The 14,289-nt window shown below is 66.6% G+C and carries 15 protein-coding genes; 14 read left to right on the top strand and 1 reads right to left on the bottom strand.

Annotated elements, in window-relative coordinates:
- Positions 1-17: 17 nt before the first annotated feature.
- The 14 genes from SOM61_RS02165 to SOM61_RS02100 all read left to right on the top strand — a co-directional run bounded on the left by SOM61_RS02165 (position 18) and on the right by SOM61_RS02100 (position 13,059).
- Positions 18-2,837, top strand: a complete 2,820-nt coding sequence (locus tag SOM61_RS02165) for a formate dehydrogenase subunit alpha (RefSeq protein WP_320472561.1) — start codon at positions 18-20, stop codon at positions 2,835-2,837.
- A gap of 19 nt (positions 2,838-2,856) precedes the next feature.
- Entirely contained in the window at positions 2,857-3,540 is a 684-nt protein-coding gene (gene fdh3B, locus SOM61_RS02160) for a formate dehydrogenase FDH3 subunit beta (protein ID WP_320472560.1), read from the top strand.
- Positions 3,537-3,755: a hypothetical protein gene (locus SOM61_RS02155; RefSeq protein ID WP_123071126.1), complete on the top strand. Its 219-nt coding sequence runs from the start codon at positions 3,537-3,539 to the stop codon at positions 3,753-3,755. Before fdh3B ends, SOM61_RS02155 begins: the two co-directional genes overlap by 4 nt.
- A 9-nt stretch (positions 3,756-3,764) precedes the next feature.
- Positions 3,765-4,844 (top strand): formate dehydrogenase subunit gamma, encoded by a 1,080-nt coding sequence (locus SOM61_RS02150; protein WP_320472559.1) that lies wholly within the window; start codon positions 3,765-3,767, stop codon positions 4,842-4,844.
- 9 nt (positions 4,845-4,853) lie between these two features.
- Positions 4,854-5,294 (top strand): hypothetical protein, encoded by a 441-nt coding sequence (locus tag SOM61_RS02145; protein WP_320472558.1) that lies wholly within the window; start codon positions 4,854-4,856, stop codon positions 5,292-5,294.
- Positions 5,291-5,830, top strand: a complete 540-nt coding sequence (locus SOM61_RS02140) for a hypothetical protein (protein WP_320472557.1) — start codon at positions 5,291-5,293, stop codon at positions 5,828-5,830. Before SOM61_RS02145 ends, SOM61_RS02140 begins: the two co-directional genes overlap by 4 nt.
- A 10-nt stretch (positions 5,831-5,840) precedes the next feature.
- Positions 5,841-6,284, top strand: a complete 444-nt coding sequence (locus tag SOM61_RS02135) for a DUF3305 domain-containing protein (protein ID WP_320472556.1) — start codon at positions 5,841-5,843, stop codon at positions 6,282-6,284.
- Positions 6,281-6,742, top strand: a complete 462-nt coding sequence (locus SOM61_RS02130; RefSeq protein WP_320472555.1) for a DUF3306 domain-containing protein — start codon at positions 6,281-6,283, stop codon at positions 6,740-6,742. The genes SOM61_RS02135 and SOM61_RS02130 overlap by 4 nt, the downstream gene beginning before the upstream one ends.
- A complete protein-coding gene (locus tag SOM61_RS02125) occupies positions 6,739-8,415 on the top strand; it encodes a 4Fe-4S binding protein (RefSeq protein WP_320472554.1) in 1,677 nt (558 codons plus the stop codon). The genes SOM61_RS02130 and SOM61_RS02125 overlap by 4 nt, the downstream gene beginning before the upstream one ends.
- Positions 8,416-8,509: 94 nt before the next feature.
- Complete coding sequence (locus SOM61_RS02120; protein WP_320472553.1) at positions 8,510-10,189, top strand: AMP-binding protein; 1,680 nt, start codon at positions 8,510-8,512, stop codon at positions 10,187-10,189.
- Between the two features lie 26 nt (positions 10,190-10,215).
- Positions 10,216-10,707 (top strand): VOC family protein, encoded by a 492-nt coding sequence (locus tag SOM61_RS02115; RefSeq protein ID WP_320472552.1) that lies wholly within the window; start codon positions 10,216-10,218, stop codon positions 10,705-10,707.
- A gap of 73 nt (positions 10,708-10,780) precedes the next feature.
- Positions 10,781-11,287: an SET domain-containing protein gene (locus SOM61_RS02110; RefSeq protein WP_320472551.1), complete on the top strand. Its 507-nt coding sequence runs from the start codon at positions 10,781-10,783 to the stop codon at positions 11,285-11,287.
- A 48-nt stretch (positions 11,288-11,335) separates the two neighbouring features.
- Positions 11,336-12,532 carry a nicotinate phosphoribosyltransferase gene (gene pncB, locus SOM61_RS02105; RefSeq protein ID WP_320472550.1) on the top strand — a complete coding sequence of 399 codons (1,197 nt, stop codon included), beginning with the start codon at positions 11,336-11,338 and terminating at the stop codon, positions 12,530-12,532.
- Between the two features lie 104 nt (positions 12,533-12,636).
- Positions 12,637-13,059, top strand: a complete 423-nt coding sequence (locus SOM61_RS02100) for a DUF4019 domain-containing protein (RefSeq protein WP_320472549.1) — start codon at positions 12,637-12,639, stop codon at positions 13,057-13,059.
- Between the two features lie 21 nt (positions 13,060-13,080).
- On the opposite strand, the gene SOM61_RS02095 is transcribed toward SOM61_RS02100, so the two are convergent.
- Positions 13,081-14,259, bottom strand: coding sequence for a DNA topoisomerase IB (locus SOM61_RS02095; RefSeq protein ID WP_320472548.1), 1,179 nt, complete (start codon positions 14,257-14,259; stop codon positions 13,081-13,083).
- Positions 14,260-14,289 lie beyond the last annotated feature (30 nt).

Genomic DNA, 14,289 nt, shown 5'->3' with positions numbered 1-14,289 from the left:
CAAGCAGAGGAATCGATATGTCACTGGTCAAGTCCACGCGCGACAGCGCGTTGAAACGGCGCCGTTTCCTGGTCGGGGCAGGCGTTGCCGCCGGCGCCGGCGCCCTGGCGCGCCACCTGCCGCTGAACGTGATCGAAGCGGCCCAGGCCGACCCGGTACCGGATACCCCGGTGCCGACCGTGGTCAAGCGCACCGTCTGCAGCCACTGCTCGGTCGGCTGCTCGGTCGATGCGGTCGTCGCCAACGGCGTCTGGGTGCGGCAAGAGGCCGCCTTCGATTCGCCGATCAATATGGGCGCCCACTGCGCCAAGGGCGCCTCGGTGCGCGAGCACGCCTTCGGCGAGCACCGCCTGCGATATCCGATGAAGCTGGTGAACGGAAAGTACCAGCGCATCTCCTGGGACCAGGCGATCGACGAGATCGGCGACAAGTTGCTGCAGCTGCGCAAGGAAGCCGGACCCGATGCGCTGATGGTGATCGGCAGCTCCAAGCACAATAACGAGCAGGCCTATCTGTTGCGCAAATGGGTATCGTTCTTCGGCACCAATAACTGCGACCACCAGGCCCGCATCTGTCACTCGACCACCGTGGCCGGCGTGGCCCAGACCTTCGGCTACGGGGCGATGACCAACTCGTTCAACGATCTGCACCACAGCAAGGCGGTGCTGTTCATCGGCTCCAATCCGGCCGAGGCGCACCCGATCTCGATGCTGCACTTCCTGCACGCCAAGGAGCTGGGCGCCAAGATGATCGTCATCGATCCGCGCTTCACCCGCACGGCGCGCTTTGCCGACCACTATGTGCGCGTGCGGCCCGGCACCGACATTCCGCTGGTGTGGGGCATCCTGTGGCATATCTTCAGTAACGGCTGGGAAGACAAGAAGTTCATCGAAGAGCGCACCTGGGGCATGGAGGACGTGCGCGCCGAAGTCATGAAATGGACGCCCGATAAGGTGTCGGACGTGACCGGCGTGCCGGAATCGGCGGTGCGCATGGCGGCCGAGATGCTGGCCACCAACCGTCCCTCGTCCGTGGTCTGGTGCATGGGCATCACCCAGCACCACGTCGGCACCGCCAATGTGCGCGCGCTGTCCATCCTGCAGCTGGCGCTGGGCAATATCGGCATTCCCGGTGGCGGCGCCAACATCTACCGCGGCCACGACAATGTGCAGGGCGCGACCGACGTCGGCCCCAACGGCGATTCGCTGCCCGGCTACTACGGCCTGGCCGAAGGGGCCTGGAAGCACTTCGCCGCGGTCTGGGGTGTCGACTACGACTGGATCAAGTCGCGCTTCGGTTCCAAGGAGCTGATGGAAAAGCCCGGCATCACGGTGTCGCGCTGGTTCGACGCGGTCAATGAAGAAAACCAGTTCATCGACCAGCCGAGCAATCTGCGCGCCGTGCTCTACTGGGGCCACGCCCCGAACAGCCAGACCCGCCTGCCGGACATGAAGGCGGCGATGCAAAAGCTCGACATGATGGTGGTGATCGACCCCTACCCGAGCATGACGGCGTCGATGCACGGCCGCAGCGACGGCGTCTACCTGCTGCCGGCCGCCTCGCAGTTCGAGACCCAGGGTTCGTGCACGGCCTCGAACCGCTCGATCCAGTGGCGCGAGCGGGTGATCCAGCCGCTGTTCGAATGCAAGACCGACCACGAGATCATGTACCTGTTCGCGCGCAAGCTGGGCTTTGCCGACGAACTGGTGAAAAACATCAAGGTGGTGCATAACGAGCCGGTGGTCGAGGACATCCTGCGCGAGATCAACCGCTCGTGCTGGACCATCGGCTACACCGGCTGCTCGCCCGAGCGGCTCAAGCTGCACATGGAAAACAAGCACACGTTCAACCCGACGACCTTGCGCGCCGATTCCGGCCCGTGCAAGGGCGATTACTATGGCTTGCCGTGGCCGTGCTGGGGCACGCCGGAGATGAAACATCCGGGCACGCCGATCCTGTACGACTTGAGCAAGAGCGTGGCCGAGGGTGGATTGCCGTTCCGCGCCAACTGGGGCGTCGAGCACAACGGCTCGAGCCTGCTGGCGGCCGACGGCTCGACCAACAAGCACAGCGAGCTCGACTTCGGCTATCCAGAATTCGACCACGTGTTCCTGAAAAAACTGGGCTGGTGGGCCGAGCTGACCCCGGCCGAGCAAGCCATGGCCGAGGGCAAGAACTGGAAGACCGACCTGTCGGGCGGGATCATCCGAGTCGTCATCGCCCACGGTTGCGCGCCGTTCGGTAATGCGCGGGCGCGCTGCAACGTGTGGAACTTCCCCGATCCGGTGCCGGTCCACCGCGAACCGCTGGCCACGCCACGGCGCGACCTGGTGGCCCAGTACCCGACCTATGACGACAAGGCCAATCACTGGCGCCTGCCTACGCTGTTCAAGTCGGTGCAGGCGGTCGACTATTCGAAGGACTTCCCGCTGATCATGACCTCTGGCCGCCTGGTCGAATACGAAGGCGGCGGCGAGGAGACCCGGTCCAATCCCTGGCTGGCCGAGCTGCAGCAAAACATGTTCGTCGAGATCAACCCGCGCGATGCGGTCCAGATCGGCGCCAAGCTGGGCGAATACGTGTGGCTCGAGACCCCGACCGGCGCGCGCCTGAAGATGATGGCGATGGTCACCGAGCGGGTGCCGGTGGGCCTGGTGTGGGCGCCATTCCACTTCGGCGGCTGGTGGATGGGCGAAGACCTGGAACAACACTATCCCGAACATGGGGCGCCGATCGTGCGCGGCGAGGCCATCAATACTGGCTGGACCTATGGCTATGACGCCGTGACCATGATGCAGGAAACCAAGGTGTCGCTGTGCCGCGTGGTGCGCGCCTGAGCTGACGGAGGAGACCGACATGCCAGCAAGAATGAAATTTATCTGCGACACGGAGCGCTGCATCGACTGCAACGGCTGCGTGACCGCCTGCAAGAACGAACACGAACTGGCCTGGGGCATCAACCGGCGCCGCGTGGTGACGATCAACGACGGCATCCCGGGCGAGCGCTCGGTGTCGGTGGCATGCATGCACTGCACCGACGCGCCATGTCTGGCCGTGTGCCCGACCAACTGCATCTACCACACCGAGGACGGCATCGTCCTGCACAGCAAGGACCAGTGCATCGGCTGCGGCTACTGTTACTACGCCTGTCCGTTCGGCGCGCCGCAGTTCCCCGAGACGGGCCTCTTCAACCACCGCGGCAAGATGGACAAGTGCACCTTCTGCGCCGGCGGCCCGGAACCGGATACCTCGGAAGCCGAGTTCAAGAAATATGGCCGCAACCGCATCGCCGAAGGCAAGCTGCCGGCCTGCGCCGAGCAGTGCGGCACCAAGGCGCTGCTGGGCGGCGACGCCAACATCATTGCCGACATCTATCGCCAACGGGTCGAGACGCGCGGCTACGGCCCGCAGCTGTGGGGCTGGAAGATCGCCTACGGCAAACCCAAGCGCGGCGGCGAGTACAAGGCCGAGGGCGACTCGCCGCGCGTCAACCAGGACTTGCGCGACTCGCAGAACCATTCCGGGAGGTTCCCGACATGAAGCTCATCAAGATCTGCGCGCTCATTCTGCCAGCGGTGCTGCTGGCCGGCTGCCTCGAAGTGGACCAGCATCCGCCATGGATCAAAGGCGAGTACGCCGGCAAGAAGGACGATCGCCACTACCAGCGCCGCTTCCACAACGACCGCCTGGCCTGGTGGGCCACGGTCGAGAACCGCAACGGCAAGCAGAACGAATACAACCGTGCCAACCCCTGAGGAGGCGACATGCGAGCAAATCTGAATGTGCTGCGCGCCATGCTGTTCCTGGTGGCGGCCCTGGTGTTCTCCGCTAGCTGGGCCGGCGTCAAGAACGAGCGCGCCGCGCCGGCCTCTGCCGAAGAACAGACCATGCTGCAGATCGAGGCCGACTCGGTCGTGCCCGACCCCGGCATGACCAGCGCCGCCTCGGGCCGGGTGCACATGGACCGGCATTACCTGGGCCAGTACGGCAGCAAGGAAGGCAACGTCATCGTCCAGCGCGGTGGCAACACCTGGCGCCACCTGCGCAACGGACCGCTGGCGACGATCGCCGGCTTCATCCTGCTGGCGGTGCCGCTGGCGATCTTTGTTTTCTACCGGACCATCGGCCCGGCCAACCAGGTGGCAGAGGCCGGCCGCAAGATGCAGCGCTTCAATCGCTGGGAACGCCAGGTGCACTGGGCCACGGCCTTCAGCTTCATCGCGCTGGGCATCACCGGCATCATCATCATGTACGGCAAGAAGATCATGCTGCCGTGGATGGGGCACGACCTGTTTTCCTGGGTGGCGATCATCTCGAAATACCTGCACAACTTCGTCGGGCCGCTGTTCATCCTGTGCTCGATCCTGATGTTCTTCACCTTTTTGAAGCGTAACTTCTACAACCGCGCCGACTGGCAGTGGGTCAAGCAGGGCGGGGGCATCGTCAGCCACAAGCACGTCCCGGCCGGCTTCTTCAATGCCGGCGAAAAGACCTGGTTCTGGGGCGGCGTGGCGCTGCTGGGCCTGATCATGTCGGTCACCGGCCTGGTGCTCGACTTCGCCGTCGGCCAGACCCGCTACGTGATGCAGGTGGCGAACGTGCTGCACGTGGGGGCGGCGGCACTGTACATGGCCGCCGCGATGGGCCACGCCTACATCGGCACCATGGGCACACCCGGCGCCTACGAGGCGATGCGCTACGGCACGGTGGACGAGAACTGGGCCAAGGCCCATCACCAGCTGTGGTACGAACAGATGAAGACGGGCGTTCCGCCCGGGATGGACAAGGACGGCAAGATGGTGCCTGGCCAGGGCGGCCAGCCGCGCCCAGGTCCGGCGCACTGAGGAATGGCGATGAAACGACACACTGCACCGACGATCGGCGGCATGGCTCTGGCGGCCATCCTGCTGGCCGCCTGCGACCGCGGCCAGTCTCCCGCCGCCAACGGCGTGATCCAGACGAAGTACCCCGGACAGGTCTCGTCCGGTGGACTGACGAGCGGGCAGATCATGGCGCGCACGGCGCGGCCGGAAACCGACGCCACCTATGCCGGCGGCACGCCGGGCATCGCCGGCGGTTCGGGCGGCAATACCAGCGGCGCCGAGACCGCCGGCGCCACCCTGGAAACCGGCCAGGGACCGTCGAGCGGCGTCACCCAGCCGTCGAGCGCCGGGCGTGAGGGCGGCAATCTGCCGTCGGGCGAGAATCGTCCCGCCGCGCCGGCGCGGGGAACTACCGAAGCCCCGGCGGCCAGTAATGCCGCGCCGCAGGGGCAGTCAGGAGGAACACGATGACGGTCAAACGATTGCGCGCCTTGTCGGCGCTGGCGCTGGGCCTGAGCCTGGCCGGCGCATCCTGGGCGGCCCTGCCGCCGCCGTCGGCGGCCCAGGCCCAGGCCGCGGCGGCGAAGAAGGCCGAGGCCGACGCCAAGGCGGCCAAGGAAAAGGAAGCACTGAACGCGTCGATGGACCGGATCAGCGGTCAATGGCGCCAGCGCGCCGCGCAGGAGGGCTGGACCATCAAGCCGCCGCCGCCCGTGACCGGGCCGATGGGTGTCGCCGCATCCGACCCGACCCCGGCGAGCGCCGGCGTGCCGGCGCCTGCCCCTGCCGGCGGCGCGCCGGGCACCTCGGGCGCCGCGCCGGCCACGGCGGCCGCTCCGCTCGGGGCGCGTGCGTTGCATGCGGCCACTGTGCCAGTCAAGAGCGAGAAGCTCGGTACGGCGCGGCCGAGCGAGGACGTCAAGCAGGGGCCGACCCGCGCCGAGCCGGCCGGGGCTTCGCCGACGGTTAACAAGCAAGGCGTGCCCAGGAACGCCCCCAAACAGTGAAGGCACGACGATGAAAATGGGAAGCATGCCGGTCGCCATCATCATGCAGCGGCGCGCGGTGCAGCACCGCTGGGGCGACATGGACAGCTGGGCCGCGGTGGGCATCGTGCCGGACCGCGGCGAGCTGCCGCGCCTGTCGGTGCTGAGCGAAAGCGCGGAACGCGACTACTACATGGTCTCCGGCCTCGAGCTCGAACTGTACACCGACGAGAACGAGGGCTATTACGAGAACATCATGGCGCCGGAATCAAAGGTGTTCGTGCTATGGCGGATGGAAGACGATCGCGCGATGCCGGCGCGCGCCTCGGTGAGCTACGTCGAGGGCACGCGCATGTTCGATTCGGGTGAGGCGGCCGACGGCGTGACCATGCCGGCCGAGATCTACAGCTGGGTCGCAGGCTATCTGCGCGAGCATTTCACGCCGCGCCCGCGCAAGGGAAGGCAGCACGGATGAGCGCTGACGTCATTGCCGAAGAAGGTTTCCTGCGCCGCTGGGCGCGAATGAAGTCGTCGCCGGAGCCGGTGGAAGAGGCCCTGGCCGCCGAGGCGCCGGTGACTGCCGTCCAGCCGCCGCCGGTGGAAGAAGCGCGGCCGCTGCCGACCCTGGACGACGTGGCGCGCCTGACGCCGGAATCCGATTACTCGGCCTTCGTCGCCAAGGGCGTCGACAAGGCCGTGCAGCGCATGGCGCTCAAAAAGCTGTTCGCCGATCCGAACTTCGCGGTGATGGATGGTCTGGACATCTATATCAGCGACTACAACAAGGCCGCACCGCTCACCGACGCCATGCTGGCGGCGCTCAAGCATGCACCGGGCGTGCTGGACCGCCTGCTGGCAAAGGACGAGGACGAAGACGAAGGCGATCCTGCAGCCGAAGGCGAGCCGTGCACGCCGACACAAGGGACCACATGAATATCCGACTCAACGACGGGGCGGCTTCCGACCCCGCCCAGGACGGTCGCGACGCGGCCGCCCGCCTGGCCGCGCTGCAGGCGGCCCGGGACTTTCCCGACTTCGAGGCGGCCGTCACCGTCGACTACCGCTCGCACGGCCGCACGCTGGTGGTGGGCAGCGCGGTCGATGCGCTGCCGCTGGCCGATCGGCTGGCCGGCACGCTGCCGGTCACCGTCCTCCTGCTGGACGAGCCGGACGGGCAGCCGCGCCTGTATCCGGTGCACAGGGCGCTAACGGTGGCGGTGGCCGGCTGGCTGGGCGCCTTCGAAGCGCGCTGGCGCGCGGCGGGCGAGCCAGTGGGCGAGGGCAGGTTCGACCTGGTGCTCGACCTGTGCCCGGCGCGCCTGATCGCCAGCCACCAGCGCCCGCACGGTTATTACGCGCCCGGCCAGGACGCGGCGGCGCGCCTGGCTGCGGTCGAGGCCCTGCAGGACATGGTCGGCGATTTCGAGAAACCGAAATACTTCAGCTACAAGGAGCGCATCTGCGCCCACGGCCGCAACGGCATCCAGGCCTGCACCGCCTGCGTCGACATCTGCTCGGCGCAGGCGATCGCCAGCGACGGTGACCGGGTGAAGGTCAACCCCTACCTGTGCGCCGGCTGCGGCGCCTGCGGCACGGTGTGCCCGACCGGGGCCATGAGCTACGCCTACCCGCCGGTGCCATTGACCGGCAAGCGCATCCAGGCCGCCTTGCGGGCCTTCCGCGAGGCGGGCGGCGCGCAGCCGGTGCTGCTGCTGCACGATGCGCAGGGCCAGGACGTGCTCGAGCGCCTTGGCGACAGCGTCCCCGGGCGCATCCTGCCGTTCGCGCTGCACCACGTCGCCTCGAGCGGCATCGACGTCTGGCTGGCGGCGCTGGCCTATGGTGCGGCCGGCGTCGCCGTGCTGACGACGGGTGACGAGGCGCCGCAATATGTGCAGGCGCTGGGCGAGCAGATGCAAATAGCCCAGGCGGTGCTCGATGGCCTGGGTTATGCCGGGCCGCACTTCCAGCTGCTTCAGTTAGGGAATTCTCCACTGGAGGCGGCCCAGGAACTGGCGCTGGCCCTGCGCCATGCGCCGCGCGGCGATGCGCCAGCCACGCCGGCCGTGTTCCACCTGTCGGTCGAGAAGCGCAATACCCTCGACTACGCGCTCGACCACCTGCATCGCCACGCTCCGCAACAGCCACTGCACATCGGCCTGCCCGTCAAGGCGCCGTTCGGTGCGCTGGCGGTCGACCGCCAGGCCTGCAGCCTGTGCATGTCCTGCGTCGGCGTCTGCCCGGCCAATGCGCTGCAGGACGGGCAGGGCGCGCCGCAGCTGCGCTTCATCGAGAAGAACTGCGTCCAGTGCGGCCTGTGTGCCAATACCTGCCCCGAGGACGCGATCGCGCTGCTGCCGCGCATCTCGTTCGCGCCCGAGCGCATGGCGGCGGTGGTGCTGAACGAATCGCAGCCCTTCCACTGTATCCGCTGCAGCAAGCCGTTCGGTACGCTGCAGATGGTCGAGAACATGCTCGGACGCCTGGGCTCGCACCCGGCATTCGCGGCCAACCTCGACCGCCTGCGCATGTGCGGCGACTGCCGCGTGATCGATATGATGGCGCCTGCCGACGAGATGCAGGTAACGGCGCTGCGTCGTAACTAGCGCGTCACCACCTGCAGAATCGGTGGCAGAATGGTCGCAAGGCGGGAGCGTCAGGTATCCCGCCATCCACATGGCATAGCGACCAGGAGACTCCATGACGCCAACCCAGCGCTTCGTGCAGGCGCGCGACTTCCTCCAGCGGCACCGGCTCGACTACGACACCGCCTACCGCGATTTCGAGCAGCCCGAGCTCGATCGCTTCAACTGGGCGCTCGACTTCTTCGACCATCAGGCCCGGGACAATCACGCGCCCGCCCTGTGGGTGGTCGAGGAAGACGGCAGCGAACGCAAGATTTCCTTCGCCGACATGGCGGCGCGCTCGAGCCAGGTGGCCGAATACCTGCGCAATCTCGGCGTGCGGCGCGGCGAGCGGGTGCTCTTGATGCTGCCGAACCGGGTCGAGCTGTGGGAAATCATGCTCGCCGGGATCAAGCTGGGCGCGGTGCTGGTGCCGACCACGATGGCGCTGGCGGGCGACGACCTGGCCGACCGCCTGGAGCGCGGACAGGTCAAACACGTGATTGCCCAGGCCAGCGAGGCCGATAAATTCGCGGCGCTGGCCGGCAGCTATACCCGGATCGCCGTCGGCGGCGCCCCGGCAGGCTGGCACGACTACGCGGACAGCGAAAACGTGGCCAGCGTGTTCGTCCCCGAAGGCGAAACCCGCGCCACCGATCCGCTGCTGCTGTACTTCACCTCAGGCACGACCGCGAAACCGAAGCTGGTGCTGCACACCCACCAGAGCTATCCGGTCGGCCACCTGTCGACCATGTACTGGATCGGCCTGCAGCCGGGCGACATCCACTGGAACATCAGCGCGCCTGGCTGGGCCAAGCATGCCTGGAGCTGCTTCTTCGCGCCGTGGAACGCGGGCGCCACCGTATTCGTGTTCAACTTTGAACGCTTCAGCAGCCGCGCCGTGCTCGACACGCTCGTGCGCTGCGGCGTGACCTCGCTGTGCGCGCCGCCAACCGCCTGGCGCATGCTGATCAAGGAAGACCTGGCCGCCTGGACGCCCGCCTTGCGCGAACTGGTCGGCGCCGGCGAGCCGCTCAACCCTGAAGTGATCGAACAGGTCGAGCGCGCCTGGGGCATCCGCATCCGCGACGGCTTCGGCCAGACCGAGTCGAGCTGCCAGATCGGGAACCCGCCGGGACAGCCGCTCAAGCCCGGCTCGATGGGCCGTCCGCTGCCGGGCTACCGCATCGCGCTGCTCGACCTCGACGACCGGCCGGCGGCGGAGGGCGAAATCTCGGTGGAACTTGCGTCGAATCCGATCGGTCTCATGGTCGGTTATGAAGGCAACGAGGACAAGACGGTCGAAGCGATGCGGGCCGGCCACTACCACACGGGCGACACGGCTAGCGTGGACAGCGACGGTTATTACTTCTATGTCGGCCGCAACGACGACGTGTTCAAGTCGTCCGATTACCGTATCAGCCCGTTCGAACTCGAGAGCGTGCTGATCGAACACGAGAGCGTGCTGGAGGCGGCCATCGTGCCCAGTCCCGACCCGCTGCGCCTGGCCGTGCCGAAGGCCTTCGTGACCCTGCGCGCCGGGGTGGAGCCGAGCCGCGAGATGGCCGCCGCGCTGTTCGCCTTTAGTCGCGAACGCCTGGCGCCCTACAAGCGGATCCGGCGCATCGCCTTCCGCGAGCTGCCCAAGACGATCTCGGGCAAGATCCGGCGCGTCGAGCTGCGCCGCGAAGAAGCGGGGCGCGACGCCGGGGCCGCGGATACCGTCGAATACCGGGCAGAGGATTTTCCGGGCTAGCAGCCAGACCTGACAGGAGAACCACCATGCAACTGCACGCGCCGATCCAGCCCTGCCTGTGGTTCGACACCCAGGCCGAGGAAGCGGTCAAACACTATATTTCGATTTTCCCCGACTCGCGCATCACGCACGTGTCGCACTACAGCGCGGCCGGCCAGGACGTGCACCGCATGACGCCGGGCAGCGTGATGGCGGTGCAGTTCGAGGTCGACGGCCAGCCCTGCATCGCCATGAATGGCGGGCCGCTGTTCCACTTCACCGAAGCCATCTCGTTCATGGTGATGTGCGACAGCCAGGAGCAGATCGACTATTACTGGGAACGCCTGGGCGAAGGCGGGGACGAGGCGGCGCACCAGTGCGGCTGGCTGAAGGACAGGTTCGGGCTGTCGTGGCAGGTGACGCCGACCGAGATCATGTCGCTGATGGCTGGCTCCCAAGCCGACGCCGTCATGACGGCGCTGCTCTCGATGAAGAAGATCGACGTCGCCGCGTTGCGCGCCGCGGCCGGACTTTCTTGACGAAGAGTGCGGACAAGGCGTGCCGATTGCCGCCATAATGGATGCATTCCTTCAATCGTCCATTCGGCATCAGATGACCAACAAGAACAGCGCCAGCAAGGGTGGCAGCAAGCCCGCCGATAAAGAACGCATGTATGAAGTACGCCAGTCGCCCGTTCACGGCAACGGCGTCTTCGCGCGCCGCCCGATCGCTGCCGGTGAACGCATCATCCAGTACAAGGGGCAGCGCATCAGCTGGGACAAGGCGACCCGGCGCGCCGAGAAAGCGGGCGGGCCGATCAACCATACCTTCTATTTCAGCCTGGCCGACGGCCGCGTGATCGACGGCGGCCGCGACGGCAACGACGCGCGCTGGATCAACCACGCCTGTACGCCAAACTGCGAAGCGTTCGAGGACGAAGGCAAGGTCTATATCCACGCGATGCAAGAGATCGAAGCCGGCGAAGAGCTGAACTACAATTACGCGCTGATCTACGACGAGCGCCACACACCCGCGCTCAAGAAGCTGTTCGCCTGCCGCTGCGGCACCCCCGGTTGCACCGGCACCATGCTGGCTCCAAAGCGCCGCGCAAAGAAGTAGGCGACAATACAGCCTGCCGCGCCCGTTGCGCAGATGCCTGGAGCCTTGATGAAACCCGTAGTCCGCAGCCTGCTGGAATCCGATCTTTACAAGTTCACGATGTGGCAGGCCCTCCTGCACAGCCATCCCGGCGCCATCGGCGACTATGAATTCCGCTGTCGTAACGAACCGGCCTATCCGCTGGCCGAACTCAAGGACGACGTCGAGCGCGAGCTCGATTACCTGTGCGGCATGATGTTCACCGAGGGCGAGGTGGCCTACCTGCGCGGCCTGCGCTTCATCAAGAGCGACTTCGCCGACTTCCTCACCCTGTTCCGCTTCCAGCGCAAGTTCATCCGGGTCGACACCGACGGCCCGCACCTGACGATCCGCGCCAGCGGTCCGCTGGTGCACGTGATGGGCTTCGAGATCTTCGTGCTCTATATCGTCAACGAACTGTACTTCCGCCGCTTCGACCAGCAGGAAGCACTGCTGGAAGCGCGGCGGCGCCTGCGGCAGAAGATCGACGAGCTGCGCGCCTTCGGCGAAGAAGCGCCGCGCGCCAATCCCTTCGAGTTCTTCGACTTCGGCGTGCGCCGCCGCTATTCCGGCGAATGGCACGATGAAGTGGTGGCAACCATGGCGCGCGAGCTGCCCCAGTATTTCAAGGGCACCTCGAACGTGTATCTCGCCTATAAGCTCAAGCTGACGCCGATCGGCACCATGGCCCATGAATACCTGCAGGCCCACCAGTCCTTCGGCACCCGCCTGCGCGACTTCCAGAAAGCCGCGCTCGAGAACTGGGTGCAGGAATACCGCGGCGACCTGGGCACGGCCCTGACCGACGTGGTGGGCATGGACGCCTTTTTGGCGGACTTCGACCTGTATTTCGCCAAGCTGTTCGACGGCCTGCGCCAGGATTCGGGCGACCCGGTCGTGTGGGGCGAGAAGGCGCTGGCGCACTACGCCAAGCTGCGCATCGACGCGCGCACCAAGCGCCTTGTGTTCTCCGATTCGCTCACGGTGCCCAGGGCGCTCGAGCTGTACCGCCATTTCGCCGACCGCGTGATGACCGGCTTCGGCATCGGCACCAAGCTCACCAACGACACGCCCCATAAACCGCTGAACATCGTCATGAAGCTGGTGCGCTGCAACGGCCAGCCGGTGGCCAAGCTGTCCGACACCAAGGGCAAGTCGCAGAGCACGGACGAGACCTTCATCGCCTACCTGCGCCAGGTGTTCAACAAGTACGACGCGGGCGACTGAGCGGGGGCTGAGCCCGGCCGGGCTGCGAGAATGTGTGAGACTGTGCGTCGCCCGACGCGCTATGCTGTGGGTTTCCCCGATTTTCCAACCCCTTGGAGGCCGCCATGAAGCAGCTCGCACCTATTGCCCTTGCCATGATGTTCGCGATGCCCGTCGTCGCCGTGCATGCACAGGAGACCGAGCACACCAAGGCCGGGGTGGCGGCCGCTGAGCAGTGGCTCAAGTTCGCCGACGCGGGCAATGGTGTCGAAAGCTGGCGCAGCGCCGGCACCGTCTTTCGCAGCGTCGTCACCGCCGAGCAGTGGAATGGCATGCTGGCGGGCGCCCGCGCGCCGCTGGGCGAACTGAAATCGCGCACCCTGGCCAACGCGCGCTATACCCGCACCTTGCCCGGCGCACCGGAAGCCGACTATGTGTTGATCCAGTACGGCGCCGTGTACGCCAACCGTCCGGGCGTGACCGAAACCGTGGTCACGTCGAGCGAAGCCGAGGGCGGCTGGAAGGTCATTACGTATCTGATCCAGTAAGCCGGCGCGTCCGGCTTGCGATCATGCGGCCGCGCGGGCAGCGGGACGTGCCGACTTGCGGGCCGGCGCCTTTCTCGCCACCGCCTTCTTGCGCGCGGCAGGCGGCCTCGGATTCTCCTGCTCGTGCCGCAGGCGCTGCTGCAGCATGGCCAGCACCGCCGCTTCCTCGGGTTGCAGGGCGTGCAGGTCTTCCTGCAGCGTCTCTTCGGTGCGCTCGCGCAGCACCTCGAGGGCGGCGCCGTCGAGATAGGCGTCCAGCACTGCGGGGTGCACATAGCACTTGCGGCAGATCGACGGCGTATTGCCGAGCTTTTCGGCCACCGACTCGATCGCACGCACGATGTTCTTCTTGGCCTGGGCCTCGGAATCGAACTTCTCGAACTCCTGCAGGGCCAGCGCGGCCAGCACGGTGCCCGACCAGGTGCGGAAATCCTTGGCCGTATAGTCTTCGCCGGTGATGGCGCGCAGGTAGTCGTTGACGTCGCTCGAATCGATGGCGTGGGTCTCGCCATCCTCATCCACGTACTGGAACAGTTCCTGGCCCGGCAGGTCGCGCGAGCGCGCGACGATGCGCGCCAGACGCCGGTCGTGCACCTTGACCTTGTGATAGACCCCGCTCTTGCCGCGGAAGCTGAATTCGACGTCGCTGCCATCGACCCTGGCGTGGCGGTTGCGCAGCGTCGTCAGCCCGAAGGATTTATTGGTGCGCGCATATTCCTCGTTACCGACCCGCATCATGGTCGCTTCGAGCAGGTAGACGATGGTCGCCAGCACTTTTTCGCGCGGCAGGCCGGACAGTTTCAAGGCGCGGTCGACTTCGGCGCGGATGGCCGGCAAGGCCTGGCCGAACTTGAGCATGCGCTCGTACTTGACCTCGTCGCGCGCCGTGCGCCACTTGGGGTGGTAGCGGTATTGCTTGCGGCCGCGCGCGTCGCGTCCGGTGGCTTGCAGGTGGCCGTTGGCCTGGGGGCAGATCCACACCTCGGTCCAGGCCGGCGGCACGACCAGGCTCTTTATGCGTGCCAGCGCCGTTTCATCCGTTACCGGTTCGCCGCGGGCGTCGAGATAGCGAAAGCCATCCTTGACGGCTTCGCGCCGGATGCCGGGCCGGTCGTCGTGGACGTAACGCAGGCCGGCCGCGCGCGCGGCGGCGGGTGGATCGCTGGGGACGGCATCGGTGGCGGGTTTTTCGCTGGGCATGGCAGGTTCGCTGGAAGGTGGATCTTCCAG

Source organism: Massilia sp. CFBP9012, from assembly GCF_034045115.1.
Lineage (GTDB): Bacteria > Pseudomonadota > Gammaproteobacteria > Burkholderiales > Burkholderiaceae_D > Telluria.
This window is presented reverse-complemented; position numbering and strand designations above follow the sequence as displayed.

Coding starts and splice junctions, on each gene's coding strand:
- SOM61_RS02165 (WP_320472561.1), top strand. CDS start 18: ATGTCACTGGTCAAGTCCACGCGCGACAGCGCGTTGAAACGGCGCCGT.
- fdh3B (WP_320472560.1), top strand. CDS start 2,857: ATGCCAGCAAGAATGAAATTTATCTGCGACACGGAGCGCTGCATCGAC.
- SOM61_RS02155 (WP_123071126.1), top strand. CDS start 3,537: ATGAAGCTCATCAAGATCTGCGCGCTCATTCTGCCAGCGGTGCTGCTG.
- SOM61_RS02150 (WP_320472559.1), top strand. CDS start 3,765: ATGCGAGCAAATCTGAATGTGCTGCGCGCCATGCTGTTCCTGGTGGCG.
- SOM61_RS02145 (WP_320472558.1), top strand. CDS start 4,854: ATGAAACGACACACTGCACCGACGATCGGCGGCATGGCTCTGGCGGCC.
- SOM61_RS02140 (WP_320472557.1), top strand. CDS start 5,291: ATGACGGTCAAACGATTGCGCGCCTTGTCGGCGCTGGCGCTGGGCCTG.
- SOM61_RS02135 (WP_320472556.1), top strand. CDS start 5,841: ATGAAAATGGGAAGCATGCCGGTCGCCATCATCATGCAGCGGCGCGCG.
- SOM61_RS02130 (WP_320472555.1), top strand. CDS start 6,281: ATGAGCGCTGACGTCATTGCCGAAGAAGGTTTCCTGCGCCGCTGGGCG.
- SOM61_RS02125 (WP_320472554.1), top strand. CDS start 6,739: ATGAATATCCGACTCAACGACGGGGCGGCTTCCGACCCCGCCCAGGAC.
- SOM61_RS02120 (WP_320472553.1), top strand. CDS start 8,510: ATGACGCCAACCCAGCGCTTCGTGCAGGCGCGCGACTTCCTCCAGCGG.
- SOM61_RS02115 (WP_320472552.1), top strand. CDS start 10,216: ATGCAACTGCACGCGCCGATCCAGCCCTGCCTGTGGTTCGACACCCAG.
- SOM61_RS02110 (WP_320472551.1), top strand. CDS start 10,781: ATGACCAACAAGAACAGCGCCAGCAAGGGTGGCAGCAAGCCCGCCGAT.
- pncB (WP_320472550.1), top strand. CDS start 11,336: ATGAAACCCGTAGTCCGCAGCCTGCTGGAATCCGATCTTTACAAGTTC.
- SOM61_RS02100 (WP_320472549.1), top strand. CDS start 12,637: ATGAAGCAGCTCGCACCTATTGCCCTTGCCATGATGTTCGCGATGCCC.
- SOM61_RS02095 (WP_320472548.1), bottom strand. CDS start 14,259: ATGCCCAGCGAAAAACCCGCCACCGATGCCGTCCCCAGCGATCCACCC.